Below are 16,177 nucleotides of genomic sequence, written 5' to 3'. Positions count from 1 at the left end.
GGTTTCTCGACACGCTGAAAGCAAGCCGCAAAAGGCTTGCTTTTTTATTTCGGCTGATGGCTGAGCTGAAAGCCGAATGTGAGGTGATCCTGTACAGGAATCCAGGCGCCGATTCCTTGCGAGGTGATATTTTTGACGACCAGCTTTCTTTTGTTGCCTTTTAATACAATGTACACTTCACCGTAGGTGACCTTCCCTTTTTCATTGACGGCAGGTGCATAGGCGTGTAAATTCCCCAGCTTTTTCGGCTGCACTTTATAAATCTGATCGCGTTTTGTGCCGGCGCCGACGACTGTTTCAAAGGCGAGCGGCAGCTTTGTTTTTTCCATGGCTTCAAGCATCATCATGTTTTTGACATCGTCCGCTTTCGGGACTTTCGCTGTTAAGCCGCCTTTGATTTTGCTCGTCTGTTCCTGGGAATACGTGAGTTCGGCAGGTGCTTTCCCGCCCCGGTTGTCAAAGCGGTTTGTGTTGATTTTGCGGTATTCCCAGTTCGCAACGGTTTCATTCGAGGTATACCCGAGCGCCCATCTGCCCAAATAGATCGTCGCTCTGTAGCCGATTGCCAGCGGTGTGCCGGAAATGCTTGACTCATTCAGCATTTTGATGAGATGCGGATTTTCAATCGCGATATCGGTTGTTTTCAGCAGCTCTTCAGCCAGTTCGCTCGGCTGCAGCCTCGGCTGATCCTGGGAGGCGTTAGGGTATGTGTTCTCTTTGGAAATATTCGTGACAGAGCTTGGAATCTTGATCGGCTTGGCTGCATCAGCTTCCTGTACAGCGAAAAAACTAAAGGATAAAAACGCAGTTAGCGTAAAACACAAAAGCTTTTTCATACTATCACTCTTTCTGTTTCTTTTCCCTTATTGTTTTCCGGATGCTCTCCGTTTATCCCAATTTTTTTAAAGAAGGAAAAAACCGATTCCCATGATGATATAAGCAGCCAGCAATGTCGCACCCTCAAACCAGTTCGTATCCCCGTCGTTTGAAATGACGATCATCAAAAGGACGGCGGAAGCCATGGCGACGAGTTCCGGCAAGGTAAAGACGAGCGGCATGCTCACTGGAAAAAACAAAGAGCTGATCACAAGAACGGGTGCGACAAACATCGCGATCTGCAGCGTTGATCCGATCGCAATTTCAACTGCGACATCCATTTTGTCCTTATAGGCCATAATGACGGCAGAAGCATGCTCTGCCGCGTTTCCGACGATCGCGACAATGATGACCCCGATGAAAAGCTCCGACCAGCCGAATTGTTCGGCCACCGTATCAAATGTGTGGACGAGGTGCTCGGAAATGTAGGCAACGGCAATGGTCGCCAAAAATAAAATCAATGTTGCCCTCTTTCCCGACCATTCCGGCTCTTCATGCGATTCTTCCCGCTCATTTTGATTCGTCTGGTAAACCCCGCGGTGGCTGACAAGCTTGAAATAAAGCGCTGCCAGGTAAAGCAAAATCATGATGATGCTGATGCCGACGCTCATCGACAGCTTCCTCGGCTCTGTCATTTCGGCTGAAAATACTTCTGGGATGACGAAAGCGACAATCACCGCGAACATGAGCAAACCTGAATTGTGTCTCGCATCATACACGTTGAATTCCTGGCGCTTATATTTCAGGCCCCCGATGAAAAACGACAGGCCGGCGACCAGAAGAAGGTTGCCGAGGACAGATCCTGTCAGCGATGCGAGCACAATGCCGGTCAGTCCTTCCCGCAACGCGAAGATCGAAATGATCAGCTCAACGGCGTTTCCGAACGTCGCATTTAAAAGGCCCCCGATCCTCGGACCCGCAATAATCGCAAGGCTTTCGGTGGCTCTTCCCATATAGCTTGCAAGCGCGATAATCGTCAGGCAGTATATGATGAACAATAAAACCTGCGGCCAATGCAACATGCTCCCTGCGACAGAAAGGGGAACTCCCGCAGCCATCATCCAAAAGAAAAAACGGCCCATTTTTCATTCCTCTTTTCTTTTTTGGTGTAGGTTATTTTTGTGCGAACTTTTCAGTTTATATACGGCATACTGATCTATTCCGCATTGACGCAGGTTTTTAAACATCAGCGAATCTGAAATGTTTCGATGATCTTGATGCTGTTTTCAACAGATCTCACCATGGCACAATTTTTCATCGCTACTTTCAGCGCCTTTTGAATTTGTTCTGCACCGAGGTTTTCTCCCTTCAATATGAAGTGAAGATGGATGCTTTTGATGCGGCCCGCCTCTTCGGAAATGCGTTCTTCTTTTGTCTCGATGGTCATATCTTTCAGCTGTATCCTTTTCTTTTCCAATATGTTATGAAGAACGGTTCCGCTGCATGCCGCAATCGAAGCGGCCAGCAATTGATAAGGCCTGAATCCTGCTTCTTCATTGCCTGATATCTTAAGCTTTCCATATTCCAGATCAGCCTCAAAGCCGTTCTGATTCCACACGATTTCCATGATTCACACCTCTTTTGACAGAAAAAGAAAAATCGCCTTGCCTAAAAACTTGTGAAAGTTGTACGATCAAAGAAGGATTACGGATAAGGAGAATCGGCCGATGACTAGATTTCACTTTTTCATTCTCGTTTTGATTGTCAGTATATCAGGTTTTTCGCAAGGGATGCTCCTTCCGGTCATCTCTGTTATTTTCGAACAGGAAGGCCATTCGGCTGCGCTGAACGGTCTTCATGCGACAGGCCTCTACATCGGCGTCCTGATCGCTTCGCCGTTTATGGAAGCACCGCTTCGCAGGCTCGGTTTTAAACCGCTGATCGTCATCGGCGGGGTGATGGTGTGCGCGAGTTTGTTCGCCTTTGTTTTTATTCAGTCGTTTATCGTCTGGTTCTTTTTACGGCTCTTGATTGGAATCGGGGATCATATGCTGCACTTTTCAACGCAAACTTGGGTGACCACATTATCGTCTGAAAAAAACCGCGGCCGCAATATCTCTTTGTACGGCCTTTCGTTTGGTTTGGGATTTGCTGCCGGTCCTTTTTTAACGCCGCTTGTCAACATTGCCCCGTCATTGCCGTTTATCGTCTCAGGTGCATTCAGCCTGCTGGCGTGGCTGTTTATTTTTTGCCTTCAAAACGATTTTCCTGAGAAAAGCGGCTCTGAAAGCCGCAGCGATAACAGCTTGAAGCGCTTCGTCCAAGCCTTTCTGCTAGGATGGGTCGCGTTTTTGCCGACATTCGGCTACGGCTTTTTGGAAACCGCCCTGAACGGCAATTTTCCCGTCTACGCGCTCCGCTCGGGCATTTCCGTCGAAGGCCTATCAATTATTCTTCCGGCTTTTGCGATCGGAAGCATCGTCTTTCAGTATCCGCTCGGCGTGTTGAGCGACAAGTATGGAAGACGAAATGTGCTCCTTGTTATATTGGCTGTCGGGGCAGGCTGCTTCTTTGCGGCGGGCTTTTCCGATTCCGTCCCCTTGCTTGCGGCATGTTTTTTCATAGCCGGAATGGCTGTTGGATCAACTTTTTCACTCGGCATCAGCTTTATGGCCGACCTGCTTCCAAAACGCCTTCTCCCGGCCGGAAACTTGATGTGCGGAATCACCTTCAGCTTCGGAAGCATTTTCGGCCCGGTTGCCGGCGGCTGGTATATGCAGACATTTCATAACAGCAATCTGTTTTATTTGATTACAATCGTGATGGTGTTGATCTGGATCGGGGTGCTCTTTGGCAGAACGAAGAAAAACGGCGCTCTCGAACAATCTGAGGCGGCGCCAATGTAAAAAAGGCCGGCTGCTTACTATAGGCAGCCGGCCTTTTCGAAAACGTCAGGCAGTTTTAATGATATCCGTTTTGTCCGTTGGCGCTTCCGCTCGTTTTGTTTTTCGAACTTTGCTTTGAATTTTGTTTATTATGGCTGCCGCCTTTTTTCGTGTGTTTTGTCATGTTGATCCCTCCGCTTTTGAACTCATGAAACGTTCTTTTATAGATTGCTCATTTCCGCGGATTTTCTTCAGGAATGATTTTACGTTTATGTAAAAGGGCGTTGATCTCCCCTCCAAGAATAATCATCATTCCGCTTAAATAAAACCAGATCATCAGGACGATGATGCCGCCGAGGCTTCCGTATGTCGCGCTGTAGTTTGCAAATTCGCTGACGTAGTATGAAAACAGCATGCTGACGAGGATCCAGCCGGCTGTCGCTGCAACGGCTCCCGGAAGCACGAATTTAAATGACAGCCGCTTGTTCGGGGCAAAAAAGTATAAAGCCGTAAAGACGATCAGCAGCACAAGCGGGCTGATTCCCCAGCGGAGCGCTGACCATGCCGCTAGAAACATTTCCGGCGTACCGTCCAGATTGGCGATGAAATGGCCGATGGCCCTCCCGAATACCGGAAGAAGAAGCGCGACCAATATGGTGAAAACCATCGCGGCGGTCAGGAGGAGTGATGTCAGCCGAACCATGATGAATGAGCGGTTTTCCTCCACTTCATAAGCATGATTAAAGGCCCTGACAATCGCGTTCAATCCGTTTGACGCAGACCAGAGCGCCGCGATGATCCCGAAAGAAAGCAGGCCCCTGTTTCCTGTATTGAGCGTCTCTTCAATAACGGACATCGTGTCTTCTGGAGCATACTGTTCAATCAGCCCGATGACATCGCCCGTTTTGACAGGCAGGTAGCCGATCAAAGTCAATAGGAAAATCATAAACGGAAACAGGGACAGCAGGAAAAAGTAGGCAAGTTCCGCCGATTTGCTCGGCCCTTCATGAAGGAAAAAACGCCAAGCCAGCTCTTTCAAAAAGCTCATTCTTTTTCCGGCTCCGTACGCCCTTTGGATTTAGCTGTGAAGTGATCCCTCGTTTCCTCGATCAGACCGATCACTTTTGGCGTCGTCTCTTTCAGTTCTTTCATCTGTTGATTTAAGAAGTTTAAATCGTCCGATATGGAAGCGGTCAGTTTTTTGGCTTCGTCCATTTTTTCTTTCACGCATTCGGTGAACATTCCGGGATTTGCGCGGTAAAGGCGGACTTTGTTTTTGCACGCGTCAAGCTTTGCGCCGCACGCTTCTCTGGTCGGTTTGTGCAGCAGTGACATAACCGCCCCGACCGAAGCGCCGAGGAGGATATTTCTGATGAAAACGCGGTCGTTTTTCATAAAAAATCTCTCCCTTCGTTTTTTTATAATTTGTGTTCTTTTCGAATGTCCTTTAGCAATTCGCTGCATCCTTTCGCGACGAGTTCGTACACCTCATCAAAGTTCCCGGTGTAGTATGGATCAGGAACATCTGCCGTCTCACAGTCCTCGACATAGTCGAGCAGCCTCCGGATGACGGCTTTGCTCCCGTAGCCGGCAAGGCTTCTCACATGGCCAGCGTTTTCGGCATCCATCGCGATGATATAATCGAACGCTTCCGGGTCTTTGTCGGTAATCTGCCTCGCGTAAAGGCCTTCGCAGCTTATCTTTTTTGCAGATAGCAGCGACCGTGTGCCTTCATGAGGCGGTTTTCCGACATGCCAGTTCCCCGTCCCCGCCGAATCGGCTTCAATTCGGTCCTCCAGTCCGCTTTTTTTGAGCATGTCGTTAAATACAGCTTCTGCCATCGGAGAGCGGCAAATATTGCCGAGGCAGACAAATAGCACTTTGATCATCAAACAAGAGCCTCCTCTATTCTTTCCCCACATTTCAGAAAGAAAAAACACTTTTGCTTTTATACTAAAGATTTTTTTGTTTTTTTCAACTTTGGGAAGAAAAGATGACAATGCTATTGACAAATCTAACAAACTTTCAGAATATTCTAGTTAGACACAAAATTAAAGGGGGATATTTCGCCTATGGATTTTATTTCACATATTGTAGATACAATGAACGGTTTTTTATGGGGACCTCCGCTTTTGATCCTCATTGTTGGAACAGGTATTTATTTGACTTTCAGGCTGGCTTTTTTGCAGATCAGACTTTTGCCTTACTCATTAAAGCTTGCCTTTTCAAGACGTCAGGATAAATCCTCCGAAGGCGATATTTCCCACTTTCAGGCGTTGATGACTGCCCTTGCCGCTACGGTCGGTACCGGGAATATCGTCGGTGTCGCCTCAGCTGTCATTGCCGGAGGGCCTGGCGCCGTGTTTTGGATGTGGCTCGCCGCCTTTTTCGGAATGGCCACGAAATATGCCGAAGCGGTGCTTGCTGTCAGATTCCGCGTGAAAGACAAAAACGGCGAAATGTCAGGCGGCCCGATGTATTATTTGGAACACGGCCTCAAGCAAAAGTGGCTTGGTGTGTTATTTGCCATATTCGGGGCGCTTGCCGCTTTCGGAATAGGCAATATGGTTCAGTCAAATTCTGTATCCGGAGTCATGAGCTCCACATTTTCCGTGCCTGCCTGGGTAACCGGAATCATTGTCACGATTTTTACAGCACTTGTCATTCTCGGTGGGATTAAAAGCATCGGCAAAGTCACCTCGCTGTTCGTGCCGATCATGGCTTTATTTTATGTCATCGCCGGATTGATCATTCTTGTCACAAACTTTGAACTTGTCCCCGGCGCGGTCGGTTTAATTTTTTCTGACGCGTTTACCGGCCAGGCCGTGGCAGGAGGCGCGATCGGAACCGTGATCCGCTGGGGCGTGGCGCGGGGCGTATTTTCAAATGAAGCAGGGCTCGGCTCGGCGCCGATCGCGGCAGCCGCGGCAAAAACTGATATGCCGGCTCGCCAAGCGCTTGTCTCTATGACCCAGGTTTTCATCGACACATTGATTGTCTGCTCGATTACGGGGATATCGATTGTCATGGGAAACATGTATCTGACAGAAAAAAACGATGCGCTGACATCGATGACATTCGCACATTTTCTCGGCCCTGCGGGATCGACAATCGTTGCGATCGGTCTGCTGCTGTTCGCTTATTCGACGATTTTGGGCTGGTCGTACTACGGAGAAAAATGCTTCACCTACCTGCTGAATGAAAAATATGCGATCGTCTACCGTGTCATCTTTGTGATCGCCGTCTTTTTCGGAGCGGTCTTTAAAAATGACTTTGTCTGGGCGCTCGCCGATATGCTGAACGGTCTGATGGCGATACCGAACCTGATCGGCCTGCTCGGTTTGACAGGGATTGTCATCTATGAGTCCAAACAGATCCTTGCCAAAATCAAAGCCGAAAAAGCGGAAAAGCAAAACAGCGTATCCGTTTAAGCCGGAGATGCTTTTTGACAGCCGTCCTTTTCTTCTCGCTTAATTCTGTTACAATAAAGACTACAAAATCAGTGAGAAAGGATGTGCCTTCTTGTCAGAGCAGAAAACAGCCGAGCTTAACAAAATGATCGAAGAGATCTCGCAAAAACTAAACATGCTGAACATCGGCGTCATCAAAGCTGAAGCCTTCAGCAATGAAAAGCTTGAAGATCTTGAATACCTGCACAAAATGGTGATGAAAAAGAAATCTTTCAGTCCGAGCGAAATGCAGGCAATCGCAGAGGAACTGGCTGCACTCCGAAAATAAACATAAAAAAGACCGGAAATCTATTCCGGTCTTTTTCATTAGCCGAGCAGCTTCAAAGATTCGCGTGTAAACGCAGGGATGTCGTCAGGCGTCCGGCTTGTGACAAGCTGGTTCTGGCAGACGACAACTTCCTCATCCTTAAATTGAACCCCGGCGTTTTCCAAATCGACTTGAATCGATGTGTAGCCTGTTGCACTGCGTCCGTCCAGAGCCTTGGCGGTGATTAAAAGCTGCGGGCCGTGGCAGATCGCAAACACCGGTTTTTTGTCATCCATAAAGGATTTCGCAAACGATACGAAACGCTGGTCGGCTCTGAGAATATCCGGCGAAAATCCGCCCGGAATCAACAGCGCGTCAAAATCGGCCGGGCTGACTTCATCAATGGACGCATCTGTTTCCACTTGCGCCTCGCCTTGCTTGCCTTTCAGCGTTTTGCCTTTCTCTTTTTCAATAACCGTAAGCTGGTGCCCGGCGTCTTTGAACGCTTTCGCAGGCTCGGTATACTCCGAATCCTCAAAGTAATCTGTCAGAACAACTGCAATGTTTTTGCTCATATTGATCACCCTCCCAAAAGCTTCTGTCTACATAAATCCATTTCCCCCTGCCACACTAAATAAAACATCCGCACGTTCCTCGCGACAAAGTACCTAAGTCACCCGGCAGACAGGGACAGACTTTGGAATCATTTTCTGAGTGTTTACAATATTCGCAACGAAAGTTCTACAAAACTTTACAAAAAGTTCTTACAATAGAAATTGTTACTCTAATCTGAAAGGTGGAGAAATGGTGGGAATACAGAAAAGACGGTTTTCAAGGAAAAACATTCTCCGTATTCTGCTAACCTCAGTGATGATACTCAGTTTACTCATTCCAAACACCCAGACATATGCAGAAGAACCAAATGAACACCCGCTGATCAACCTCAGCATCCTGGGTACGACAGATATCCACGCCCATATCATGGACTATGACTACTATGCCGACAAAGAGACGGCAGAATTCGGACTGGTCCGCACGGCTCAGCTGATCGAAAAGCACCGGAGCCGGAATCCGAACACGATTCTTGTCGACAACGGCGACTTAATTCAAGGGAACCCTCTAGGGGAATATATCTTCAAACATGAACGTGAAGCAATTATCTCCGGAACGAAAACACACCCGATCATTGATGTCATGAACAAACTGCACTATGACGCCGGCACGCTCGGAAACCACGAATTCAACTATGGCCTTGAATTCCTTGACGGCACGATAAAAGGCGCCGAATTTCCCATTGTCAATGCCAATATAAAAACATCGGACGGAAAGAACAAATATACGCCATATCATATTGAAGAGCGGACGCTGACGGATGAAAGCGGCCAAAAGCACCAGCTTAAAGTCGGCTACATCGGCTTCGTTCCGCCGCAGATTTTAACATGGGATAAAAAGCATCTGGACGGCAAAATCACGGTGCAGGACATCACCGAATCAGCGAAACAAACGATTCCGAAAATGAAGCAGGAAGGCGCCGACGTGATCATTGCGATCGCCCACTCCGGAATTGAAAATGGCGGACAGGCGGCGGGAGCAGAAAACGCCGTATATGACCTGGCTCTCAAGACGGAAGGAATAGATGCGATCATCTCCGGACACCAGCACGGTCTGTTCCCCGGTACGGACTATCCAGGAAATGGCGTGATCGACAATCAAAAAGGAACGATCAACGGCATCCCTGTCGTCATGCCGAAAAACTGGGGCAGCCATTTAGGAATCATCGATATGCAGCTTGAACAGGACGGCAGCAAATGGACAGTGAAAGATGCCAGCGCAAAAACGGAAGCGATTGCCGGAAATGTGACGTCACGACACGAAACCGTCGTTTCCACGATTAAAGACACACACGAAAAAACGCTTGAATACGTCCGCGCGCCGGTTGGCCAAACGGAAGCTGATATTAACAGCTTTTTCGCACAAGTAAAAGACGATCCTTCGATTCAGATTGTCACAGACGCACAAAAATGGTATGCGGAAGATGTCATGAAGGGAACGGAATACGAAAACCTGCCGATTTTATCAGCGGGCGCGCCATTTAAAGCAGGAGGGCGTAACGGTGCTGATTATTATACAAACATTAAAGCAGGAAACCTTGCGATCAAAAACATCGGCGATTTGTATTTGTACGACAATACGCTCTATATCGTCAAGCTGACGGGAAGCGAAGTGAAGGACTGGATCGAAATGTCGGCCGGGCAGTTCAACCAGATCGACCCTTCAAAATCGGGTGAACAGGCGCTCCTCAACCCCGATTTCAGGTCGTATAATTTCGATGTCATTGACGGTGTGACCTACCAGATCGATGTCACACAACCGGCAAAATACAATGCGTCAGGCGGGGTGAAAAATCCGCAGGCCAAACGCGTCAAACAGTTGTCTTACAACGGAAAAGCCGTCCGCGACGATCAGGAATTCCTTGTGGTCACAAATAATTACCGCGCGTCCGGGGGCGGCGGATTCCCGCATCTGACGCAGGACAAAGTCGTTTATGCGGCGGCTGATGAAAACAGGCAGGTGCTCATGAACTACATCATGGAAAAGAAAACGGTCAATCCTGCCGCCGATAACAACTGGTCGATCGCTCCGATTAAAGGAGCCGATGTGACATTCGAATCTTCTCTCCTCGCCAAACCGTTTGCTGAAAAAGCGAAGGACATCGATTTTGTCAGAGAATCCGAAAACAGCGGATATGGCGTCTATAAGCTGAACTTTGAAGGTACAGAGCCTCCGGTTGATAATGGAAACTGGACGTTAACAGTCATGCACACGAACGACACGCACGCCCACCTTGATGAAGCGGCAAGGCGCGCTGCCAAAGTGAAAGAAATCCGCAGTGAGGCAGAAAACAATGTGCTGCTCGATGCCGGCGATGTCTTTTCCGGTGACTTGTATTTTACAAAATGGAACGGACTCGCCGATTTGAAGCTGATGAACATGATGGGCTATGACGCCATGACCTTCGGCAACCATGAATTTGATAAAGGGCCGAAAGTGCTCGCAGACTTTCTGAGCGGAAACAATGCGGCCGTCGATCCGTTAAACAGACACCAGCTGGAAAAGCCCGATTTTCCAATCGTCAGCTCCAATGTCGATGTATCAAAGGAGCCTCAGCTGCGAAGCTTTCAAAAAGAGCCTGCACTCTTAACAGCGGGAGAAAAGAAAGAAAGCGGCATCTATCCTTATATTCTGCTTGATGTAAATGGCGAGCAAGTCGGCGTATTCGGCCTGACGACGGAAGATACGTTATATACGTCAAGCCCCGGACCGAACATTGCGTTCCATGACGCTTATCTGTCAGCGGAGAAAACGGTCAAGGAACTGAAAGAAAAAGGAAAGGTCAACAAAATCATCGCCCTCACCCACCTCGGCTACAACCGGGATCTGGAGCTGGCCAAAAAAGTGAAGGGCATCGATTTGATTATCGGCGGGCATACGCATACACTCGTCGATCATTTAAAAGTGGTGGAGAGCGAAGAACCGACAATCGTCGCCCAAGTGAAAGACTACGGGCAGTTTTTAGGACGGGTCGATGTTGTGTTTGATGAGAAAGGCGTCGTTCAAACGGATCAATCAAGGTTCAATTTGATCGCGATTGACGGCAAAGTGGACGAAGATCCTCCAGCGAAAGAAGTGCTTGACGGCTTTAAAGAAGATATTGACGAACTGAAGAAGAAAAAAGTAGGCTATGCCGATGTCCCGCTTGACGGAAAACGCGAGCATGTCCGCTCAAAAGAAACCAACCTCGGCAATTTTATCGCGGACGGCATGCTGAAGAAAGCAAAACAAGCCGGCGGGGCTGACATCGCCATCACAAACGGCGGCGGAATCAGAAGCGGTATTGCCAAAGGCGACATCACACTCGGCGATGTGCTGACGGTCATGCCGTTCGGCAACACCCTTTATGCCGCTGATTTGACGGGTGCGCAAATCAAAGAAGCGCTTGAGCACGGGGTGAGCCAAGTCGAAGAAGGCGGAGGCGCGTTTCCGCATGTCGCGGGTTTATCCTTCACATTTACACTGAGCAAGCCAAAAGGTGAGCGCATCCTTGATGTGAACCTTGTCAATGACAAAGGGGATGCTGTTCCGCTCGATTTGGACAAAACCTACCGTGTGGCTACAAATAACTTCATGGGCGGCGGCGGAGACGGCTATTCCGTTTTTAAAGAAGCGAAAAACGGTGTCGATCTCGGTTTTACCGATTACGACATTTTTACAGAGCAGCTTGCCTTGTACGATTCTGTTTCACCGAACATCGAAAACAGAATCACAGAAGTGTTCCTTCCTGACCGTCAGACAGACGGCACTTGGACGCTTGCGGAAAAACCGTTCGAAACATACGCGAAAAACGCAAATCAGGTGATTGCTTATTTCCCTGACACAGAAAAAGACCACATCAAGCTGAATATGACAAAAGCACAGACTGACCTTGTCAAAGAAAGAACTGATGATCCAAATATCACCCTGAAAAACGATCGCATTGCGATGCAGCTTCCAGCCGTTAATCTGGCAAGCGAAAAGACTAAAATCAGCATCAAAATCGCCAAGAATATCAAACAGGCGGTCACAAAGGTATATGATTTCAACATTCAGCAGAGTGGAAAAACGGTCAGCACATTTAAAGAACCTGTCGGACTGTTTTTCCAAGTCGAGGCTCCTGACAAACATTTGAGCGTCTATTATGTCGACCGCAAAAACAACAGCTTCACAAAAGTGACAAACGGCTATACGAAAGGCCGTACCGTTGCAGGCTATGTCGACCATTTCAGCGAGTATACCGTGATGAATGACAAAGATGCCGGGTCTCCTTCACTTCCGCCGGGTTCAGGCGATGATGACGGTCCGAATGGCGGCAGCGGCGGTCACCCCCCTGCTTCGCCCGGCGCCGGAAGCGGCGGAGACGGATCAGGCGGTCATGGCAGCGGCGGGTCAGATGACGGAAATGAACCTTCAGATGGTTCAAACGGCGGGTTTTTGCCTGACACCGCTTCAAACGCCTATCATTGGCTGATGCTCGGCCTGCTGCTGCTTATATCCGGAAGCGGCCTGTACCTTTACCAAAGGAAGCGGCGCAAACTCCAAATCTAAATAAAAAAGTGCGGTCTGCTAAAGGCAGAACCGCACTTTTTTTATTCAACCCATTTCACGATTTGATCAAGCGCCCGTCTCGTCTTCGGACGCGGTTCTTTCACGCGGTAACCGAAAGCGGCCATGACCGAGATGTCAAAGCGGCCGTCCTCCAACAATCCTTCTTTTTCAAGGATGTCGTGGACTTTGTCGTAGTTAAAGCCTTCAATCGGGCAGGAGTCAATACCGATCAAGGCGGCCGCCGTCATCATGTTGGCTAGCGCGATGTACGTTTGCTTTGATACCCAGTCAAACATCGCTCTGTCGCTTTCGTACAAATGAAAATCGCCGTCTTGGAAACTTTTCAGAACGCCGTCTTCTTTCAGCATATTTTCAATGATGTCCTCCGGCATTTTTTTCACATGCTTTAACTGATCTGCAACATACCCGGAATCATGCCGCATTTCCTTAGCCGTGCGTCCGAGCAGCAAAACGAAATGGCTGGCTGTCGGCAGCTGTCCCTGTGCGCCCCATGAGACCTGGCGCAGTTTTTCACGCAGCTCTTTATTTTGGACGACGACGAACTTCCACGGCTCGAGGCCGACAGAGCTTGGCGACAGTCTGCCCGCTTCTAAAATGAACTGAAAATCCTCGTCTGATATCTTTCTGTCCGGATCAAACTCTTTTGTCGCGTGTCTAAATTGGAATGCGTCAAGAATCTCCTGCTTCTTGGATTGCTGTGTCATGTTCTGTTCTCTCCTTTTGTCTATAGTTTATATTCCTTTCTTAATTTCATTCTAATCATTATAATAGCAATAAGAAAGTACGCACATTTTTGTGGCATAGTATCATTTTTTATACTAAGGAGAGAGGAAAATGAACAAGAATCCGAAGGCATGCGAAACACCGGACGGTTATTCATGCCCGGTGGAAGCAACGATCGATATCATCGGCGGCAAATGGAAAAGCGTCATTCTGTATCATTTGATCGATGATAAAAAACGCTTTAATGAGCTGCGTCGTTTAATTCCCGCCGTGACACAGCGGATGCTGACCCTCCAGCTTCGCGAACTTGAGCGCGACGGCATCGTCTGCCGCACGATTTATAAGCAGGTTCCCCCGAAAGTCGAGTACAGTTTAACTGAGTTCGGCAAGACGCTGATTCCGATCATCAGTCAAATGATGAATTGGGGAGCTTCCTATGCCGGCAAAATCAAGGAAGCGCGCCAACGATCGGCTGCCGCTGAAATGCTGGAATCGCAAGGCTAATTGGCCGGCTCGATTTTCAAGAGAAAGTCTTTGATTCTGCTTAAGTATTCTTCAGGATCGTGGCGGAATCCGCCGACATGTCCCGCGCCTTCAATCAAATACAGTTTCTTTATCCCTTTTTTCCGGTCATACAGGCTTTTGGCCATTTCCGGCGGAACAAGCTGATCATTTGTGCCGTGGATGATAAACAGCGGCGTGTCTGACTGCTCAAGATTGCTGACCGGCGATATGTCGGCAAGGCTCCAGCCATGGCGCCGTTTGATCAGCCCGCTTGCCAACGGGATGAGAAACGGCACGGACAATTTGACGGCGGCTTTCAGCTGAAAGCGGCATAGCTCTGTTAAATCGCTAAAGCAGGAATCGGCAATACAAAACTTGATTCTCCTGTCCTGTTTCATCAGCTCGATGGCAGCCGCGGCTCCTAGCGATTCGCCAAGCACTCCGATCCAAAGGTCTTTGCCGAACCTGTTCTCAAGCTCGTCAGCCCACCTCGCCAAATCGTCCTTTTCGTAAAATCCGTAAGAAACGTGTGAACCGCCGCTCAATCCGTGGCACCTGCTGTCGCAAAGCAGAACATTGTAGCCGATGGACTGGAACAGCTCGACGTATTTATACCCTCCAAACAGCGACCACTTGATGCCGTGGGAAACGATGACGGCTTTCCTGCTCTTTTGAACGGGAAAAAGCAGCGCATGCAGCCGGCATCCATCCCCCGCCGTCAAAAACAGCTCTTCTTTGTCGTGTGACTCAAACACATCATCGATGATCTCGCCGTGTTTGAGTCCGCTGAAAAAGGTTTCTTCATATGTGCTCCTGTTCGGCATAACAAACAAATAGCTGACAATCAGACTGACGGCAAAAATACTGATCCCAATTCCAAAGACCATCAACAAAATTCCGATCCACACGGCCCTCACCCTTTACGTTCTTGTTTTAACTTATTGTATTCCGAACGGGTCTGGGCGTGAGTCGCGGAAAAAAATTGGCGTCAAGAGCACCCGTTTCCGAGCTGGATGACTTTCGCTTTTCCTGCTGCTTCTCTCAATACGCCTCTTGTATCAAATATCACGGTTGCATGGTTTAGTAACAGCTCTTTCGGAAGTGCGTCATGATCGGTCAAAACGACAACACAGTCGTACGCTTTCAGCATCTCTGAATCTATCGGCATGCTTGCCAGTTTTTTGCCGCTGAGGTCGAGTTCCGGAACGTGCGGATCATGGTAGGAAACATCAGCCCCCATGCCGATCAGCTTCTCTATAATATCAAGCGATTTTGATTCGCGGACATCCGCTATATTACGTTTATAGGTGACGCCATAGATTAAAATGCGGGCGTCTGTCGACTTATCTTTCGCTGCCAGTTGCAAGGAACGCTCTGCGATATAGCGGACGATTCTATCATTTGTCGCTTCCGACAGCTCGATAAAGTCGCTCGATAAACCGCTTTGTTTCATGACAAACTGCAAATACAGCGGATCGACGGGGATGCAATGGCCGCCGATGCCGGGACCTGGATAAAACGCCGCAAAGCCGTACGGCTTCGTGCTTGCCGCCTCGATGACTTCCCATACATTCACCCCGAGCTTGTCGCATATCATCGCGAATTCATTAATGAATGAAATATTAATAAACCGGTACGTATTTTCCAGCAGCTTTGTCAGCTCCGCTGTTTCAGGCGATGTGACAGGCACAACCTCTTCATAAATGCCGCTGTATAATTGATGCACCTTTTCAAGGCATGCCTCCGTCGCGCCTCCCACTACCTTCGGCACGACTTCAATCGGGAATTGATTGCCCGGATCAACGCGTTCTGGAGAATAAGCCAAATAAAAATCCTTTCCGCATACAAGGCCGCTTTCTTCGAGGATCGGTTTGACGATGTCCCTTGTCGTACCCGGATATGTCGAGCTTTCCAACACAACGAGCTGCCCTTTTTTCAAGTGCCCTCCAATCGATTCCGCCGCTCTTTTCACATAAGTCAAATCAGGACCCGCATCATCATTCAGCGGCGTCGGTACGCAGATGATGACGGCATCCGCTTCGCCGATTAAACCGTAGTCCGAAACAGGACGAAAGAAACCGGTGCCTATTCCGTCCTGCACCGCTTGATCGTTGATATCTGAAATATAGCTGTTCCCTTTCCGTAATGCCTCGACTTTCTTTTTATCCAAATCAACACCGATAACCCGAATTCCTTTTGATATCAACAACATGGCCAAGGGCAGACCGACAAACCCCAAGCCGATGACCGCTATCGTTTCGTTATGCATTTCCTGTTTGCTCATTTATCAAATCGCCCCTTCTGTACATTCCTTTAATAAACTATGTTTTAAATCTTTTTTTGAAAGGGACGATCTACCAAATCAAAAC

15 protein-coding genes are annotated in these 16,177 nt (G+C 48.5%); 5 read left to right on the top strand and 10 right to left on the bottom strand.

Translation table 11 applies throughout. From position 1 onward, the window contains the following. Positions 1 to 44: 44 nt before the first annotated feature. From M1D59_RS04310 to M1D59_RS04300, 3 genes are all read right to left on the bottom strand, one after another. Positions 45 to 836 (bottom strand): YfkD famly protein, encoded by a 792-nt coding sequence (locus M1D59_RS04310; RefSeq protein WP_020450573.1) that lies wholly within the window; start codon positions 834 to 836, stop codon positions 45 to 47. Between the two features lie 66 nt (positions 837 to 902). Continuing rightward, complete coding sequence (gene cax, locus M1D59_RS04305) at positions 903 to 1,958, bottom strand: calcium/proton exchanger (protein ID WP_080131282.1); 1,056 nt, start codon at positions 1,956 to 1,958, stop codon at positions 903 to 905. Between the two features lie 104 nt (positions 1,959 to 2,062). Then, entirely contained in the window at positions 2,063 to 2,443 is a 381-nt protein-coding gene (locus tag M1D59_RS04300; RefSeq protein ID WP_020450571.1) for an OsmC family protein, read from the bottom strand. 100 nt (positions 2,444 to 2,543) lie between these two features. Here M1D59_RS04300 and M1D59_RS04295 point away from each other — a divergent pair, with 100 nt between their 5' ends. Continuing rightward, positions 2,544 to 3,722: an MFS transporter gene (locus tag M1D59_RS04295; RefSeq protein ID WP_023855869.1), complete on the top strand. Its 1,179-nt coding sequence runs from the start codon at positions 2,544 to 2,546 to the stop codon at positions 3,720 to 3,722. A 211-nt stretch (positions 3,723 to 3,933) separates the two neighbouring features. Here the strand turns inward: M1D59_RS04295 and M1D59_RS04290 are convergent, their stop codons facing one another. From M1D59_RS04290 to M1D59_RS04280, 3 genes are read right to left on the bottom strand one after another with little or no spacing between them, the layout of a single operon-like run. Next, entirely contained in the window at positions 3,934 to 4,749 is an 816-nt protein-coding gene (locus tag M1D59_RS04290) for a YihY/virulence factor BrkB family protein (RefSeq protein WP_020450569.1), read from the bottom strand. After that, entirely contained in the window at positions 4,746 to 5,096 is a 351-nt protein-coding gene (locus tag M1D59_RS04285) for a hypothetical protein (protein ID WP_458117824.1), read from the bottom strand. Before M1D59_RS04285 ends, M1D59_RS04290 begins: the two co-directional genes overlap by 4 nt. Before the next feature lie 23 nt (positions 5,097 to 5,119). Next, on the bottom strand, positions 5,120 to 5,590 hold the full coding sequence (locus M1D59_RS04280) for a low molecular weight protein-tyrosine-phosphatase (protein WP_025810251.1): 471 nt from the start codon (positions 5,588 to 5,590) through the stop codon (positions 5,120 to 5,122). A gap of 183 nt (positions 5,591 to 5,773) precedes the next feature. Here M1D59_RS04280 and M1D59_RS04275 point away from each other — a divergent pair, with 183 nt between their 5' ends. Next, positions 5,774 to 7,132 (top strand): alanine/glycine:cation symporter family protein, encoded by a 1,359-nt coding sequence (locus M1D59_RS04275; protein ID WP_023855866.1) that lies wholly within the window; start codon positions 5,774 to 5,776, stop codon positions 7,130 to 7,132. A 91-nt stretch (positions 7,133 to 7,223) separates the two neighbouring features. Then, the gene (locus tag M1D59_RS04270) at positions 7,224 to 7,439 is read left to right on the top strand and encodes a DUF1128 domain-containing protein (protein WP_020450565.1); all 216 of its coding nucleotides are present in this window, start codon (positions 7,224 to 7,226) and stop codon (positions 7,437 to 7,439) included. A gap of 38 nt (positions 7,440 to 7,477) precedes the next feature. Here the strand turns inward: M1D59_RS04270 and M1D59_RS04265 are convergent, their stop codons facing one another. Continuing rightward, on the bottom strand, positions 7,478 to 7,993 hold the full coding sequence (locus M1D59_RS04265) for a type 1 glutamine amidotransferase domain-containing protein (protein ID WP_020450564.1): 516 nt from the start codon (positions 7,991 to 7,993) through the stop codon (positions 7,478 to 7,480). Positions 7,994 to 8,222: 229 nt separating this feature from the next. On the opposite strand from M1D59_RS04265, the gene M1D59_RS04260 reads away from it, so the two are divergent. Further along, positions 8,223 to 12,560: a multifunctional 2',3'-cyclic-nucleotide 2'-phosphodiesterase/3'-nucleotidase/5'-nucleotidase gene (locus tag M1D59_RS04260; RefSeq protein ID WP_458117823.1), complete on the top strand. Its 4,338-nt coding sequence runs from the start codon at positions 8,223 to 8,225 to the stop codon at positions 12,558 to 12,560. A gap of 41 nt (positions 12,561 to 12,601) precedes the next feature. Here M1D59_RS04260 and M1D59_RS04255 read toward each other — a convergent pair whose 3' ends face one another. Beyond that, a complete protein-coding gene (locus M1D59_RS04255; RefSeq protein ID WP_020450562.1) occupies positions 12,602 to 13,285 on the bottom strand; it encodes an NAD(P)H-dependent oxidoreductase in 684 nt (227 codons plus the stop codon). A gap of 130 nt (positions 13,286 to 13,415) precedes the next feature. Here M1D59_RS04255 and M1D59_RS04250 point away from each other — a divergent pair, with 130 nt between their 5' ends. Further along, on the top strand, positions 13,416 to 13,808 hold the full coding sequence (locus M1D59_RS04250; protein ID WP_020450561.1) for a winged helix-turn-helix transcriptional regulator: 393 nt from the start codon (positions 13,416 to 13,418) through the stop codon (positions 13,806 to 13,808). On the opposite strand, the gene M1D59_RS04245 is transcribed toward M1D59_RS04250, so the two are convergent. Both M1D59_RS04245 and M1D59_RS04240 read right to left on the bottom strand, forming a co-directional pair. Continuing rightward, complete coding sequence (locus M1D59_RS04245) at positions 13,805 to 14,716, bottom strand: alpha/beta hydrolase (RefSeq protein WP_075755089.1); 912 nt, start codon at positions 14,714 to 14,716, stop codon at positions 13,805 to 13,807. The genes M1D59_RS04250 and M1D59_RS04245 overlap by 4 nt on opposite strands. A gap of 80 nt (positions 14,717 to 14,796) precedes the next feature. Then, a complete protein-coding gene (locus tag M1D59_RS04240) occupies positions 14,797 to 16,092 on the bottom strand; it encodes a nucleotide sugar dehydrogenase (RefSeq protein ID WP_458117822.1) in 1,296 nt (431 codons plus the stop codon). Between the last annotated feature and the right edge of the window lie 85 nt (positions 16,093 to 16,177).

Source organism: Bacillus sp. PK6-026, assembly GCF_054161455.1.
The sequence above is the reverse complement of the archived record's forward strand: the minus strand, read 5'-3'. Positions and strand labels throughout refer to the sequence as shown.

Bases quoted from the DNA above. Each gene is read 5' to 3' on its own strand.
- M1D59_RS04310 (WP_020450573.1), bottom strand. From the start codon at position 836: ATGAAAAAGCTTTTGTGTTTTACGCTAACTGCGTTTTTATCCTTTAGT.
- cax (WP_080131282.1), bottom strand. From the start codon at position 1,958: ATGGGCCGTTTTTTCTTTTGGATGATGGCTGCGGGAGTTCCCCTTTCT.
- M1D59_RS04300 (WP_020450571.1), bottom strand. From the start codon at position 2,443: ATGGAAATCGTGTGGAATCAGAACGGCTTTGAGGCTGATCTGGAATAT.
- M1D59_RS04295 (WP_023855869.1), top strand. From the start codon at position 2,544: ATGACTAGATTTCACTTTTTCATTCTCGTTTTGATTGTCAGTATATCA.
- M1D59_RS04290 (WP_020450569.1), bottom strand. From the start codon at position 4,749: ATGAGCTTTTTGAAAGAGCTGGCTTGGCGTTTTTTCCTTCATGAAGGG.
- M1D59_RS04285 (WP_458117824.1), bottom strand. From the start codon at position 5,096: ATGAAAAACGACCGCGTTTTCATCAGAAATATCCTCCTCGGCGCTTCG.
- M1D59_RS04280 (WP_025810251.1), bottom strand. From the start codon at position 5,590: ATGATCAAAGTGCTATTTGTCTGCCTCGGCAATATTTGCCGCTCTCCG.
- M1D59_RS04275 (WP_023855866.1), top strand. From the start codon at position 5,774: ATGGATTTTATTTCACATATTGTAGATACAATGAACGGTTTTTTATGG.
- M1D59_RS04265 (WP_020450564.1), bottom strand. From the start codon at position 7,993: ATGAGCAAAAACATTGCAGTTGTTCTGACAGATTACTTTGAGGATTCG.
- M1D59_RS04260 (WP_458117823.1), top strand. From the start codon at position 8,223: ATGGTGGGAATACAGAAAAGACGGTTTTCAAGGAAAAACATTCTCCGT.
- M1D59_RS04255 (WP_020450562.1), bottom strand. From the start codon at position 13,285: ATGACACAGCAATCCAAGAAGCAGGAGATTCTTGACGCATTCCAATTT.
- M1D59_RS04250 (WP_020450561.1), top strand. From the start codon at position 13,416: ATGAACAAGAATCCGAAGGCATGCGAAACACCGGACGGTTATTCATGC.
- M1D59_RS04240 (WP_458117822.1), bottom strand. From the start codon at position 16,092: ATGAGCAAACAGGAAATGCATAACGAAACGATAGCGGTCATCGGCTTG.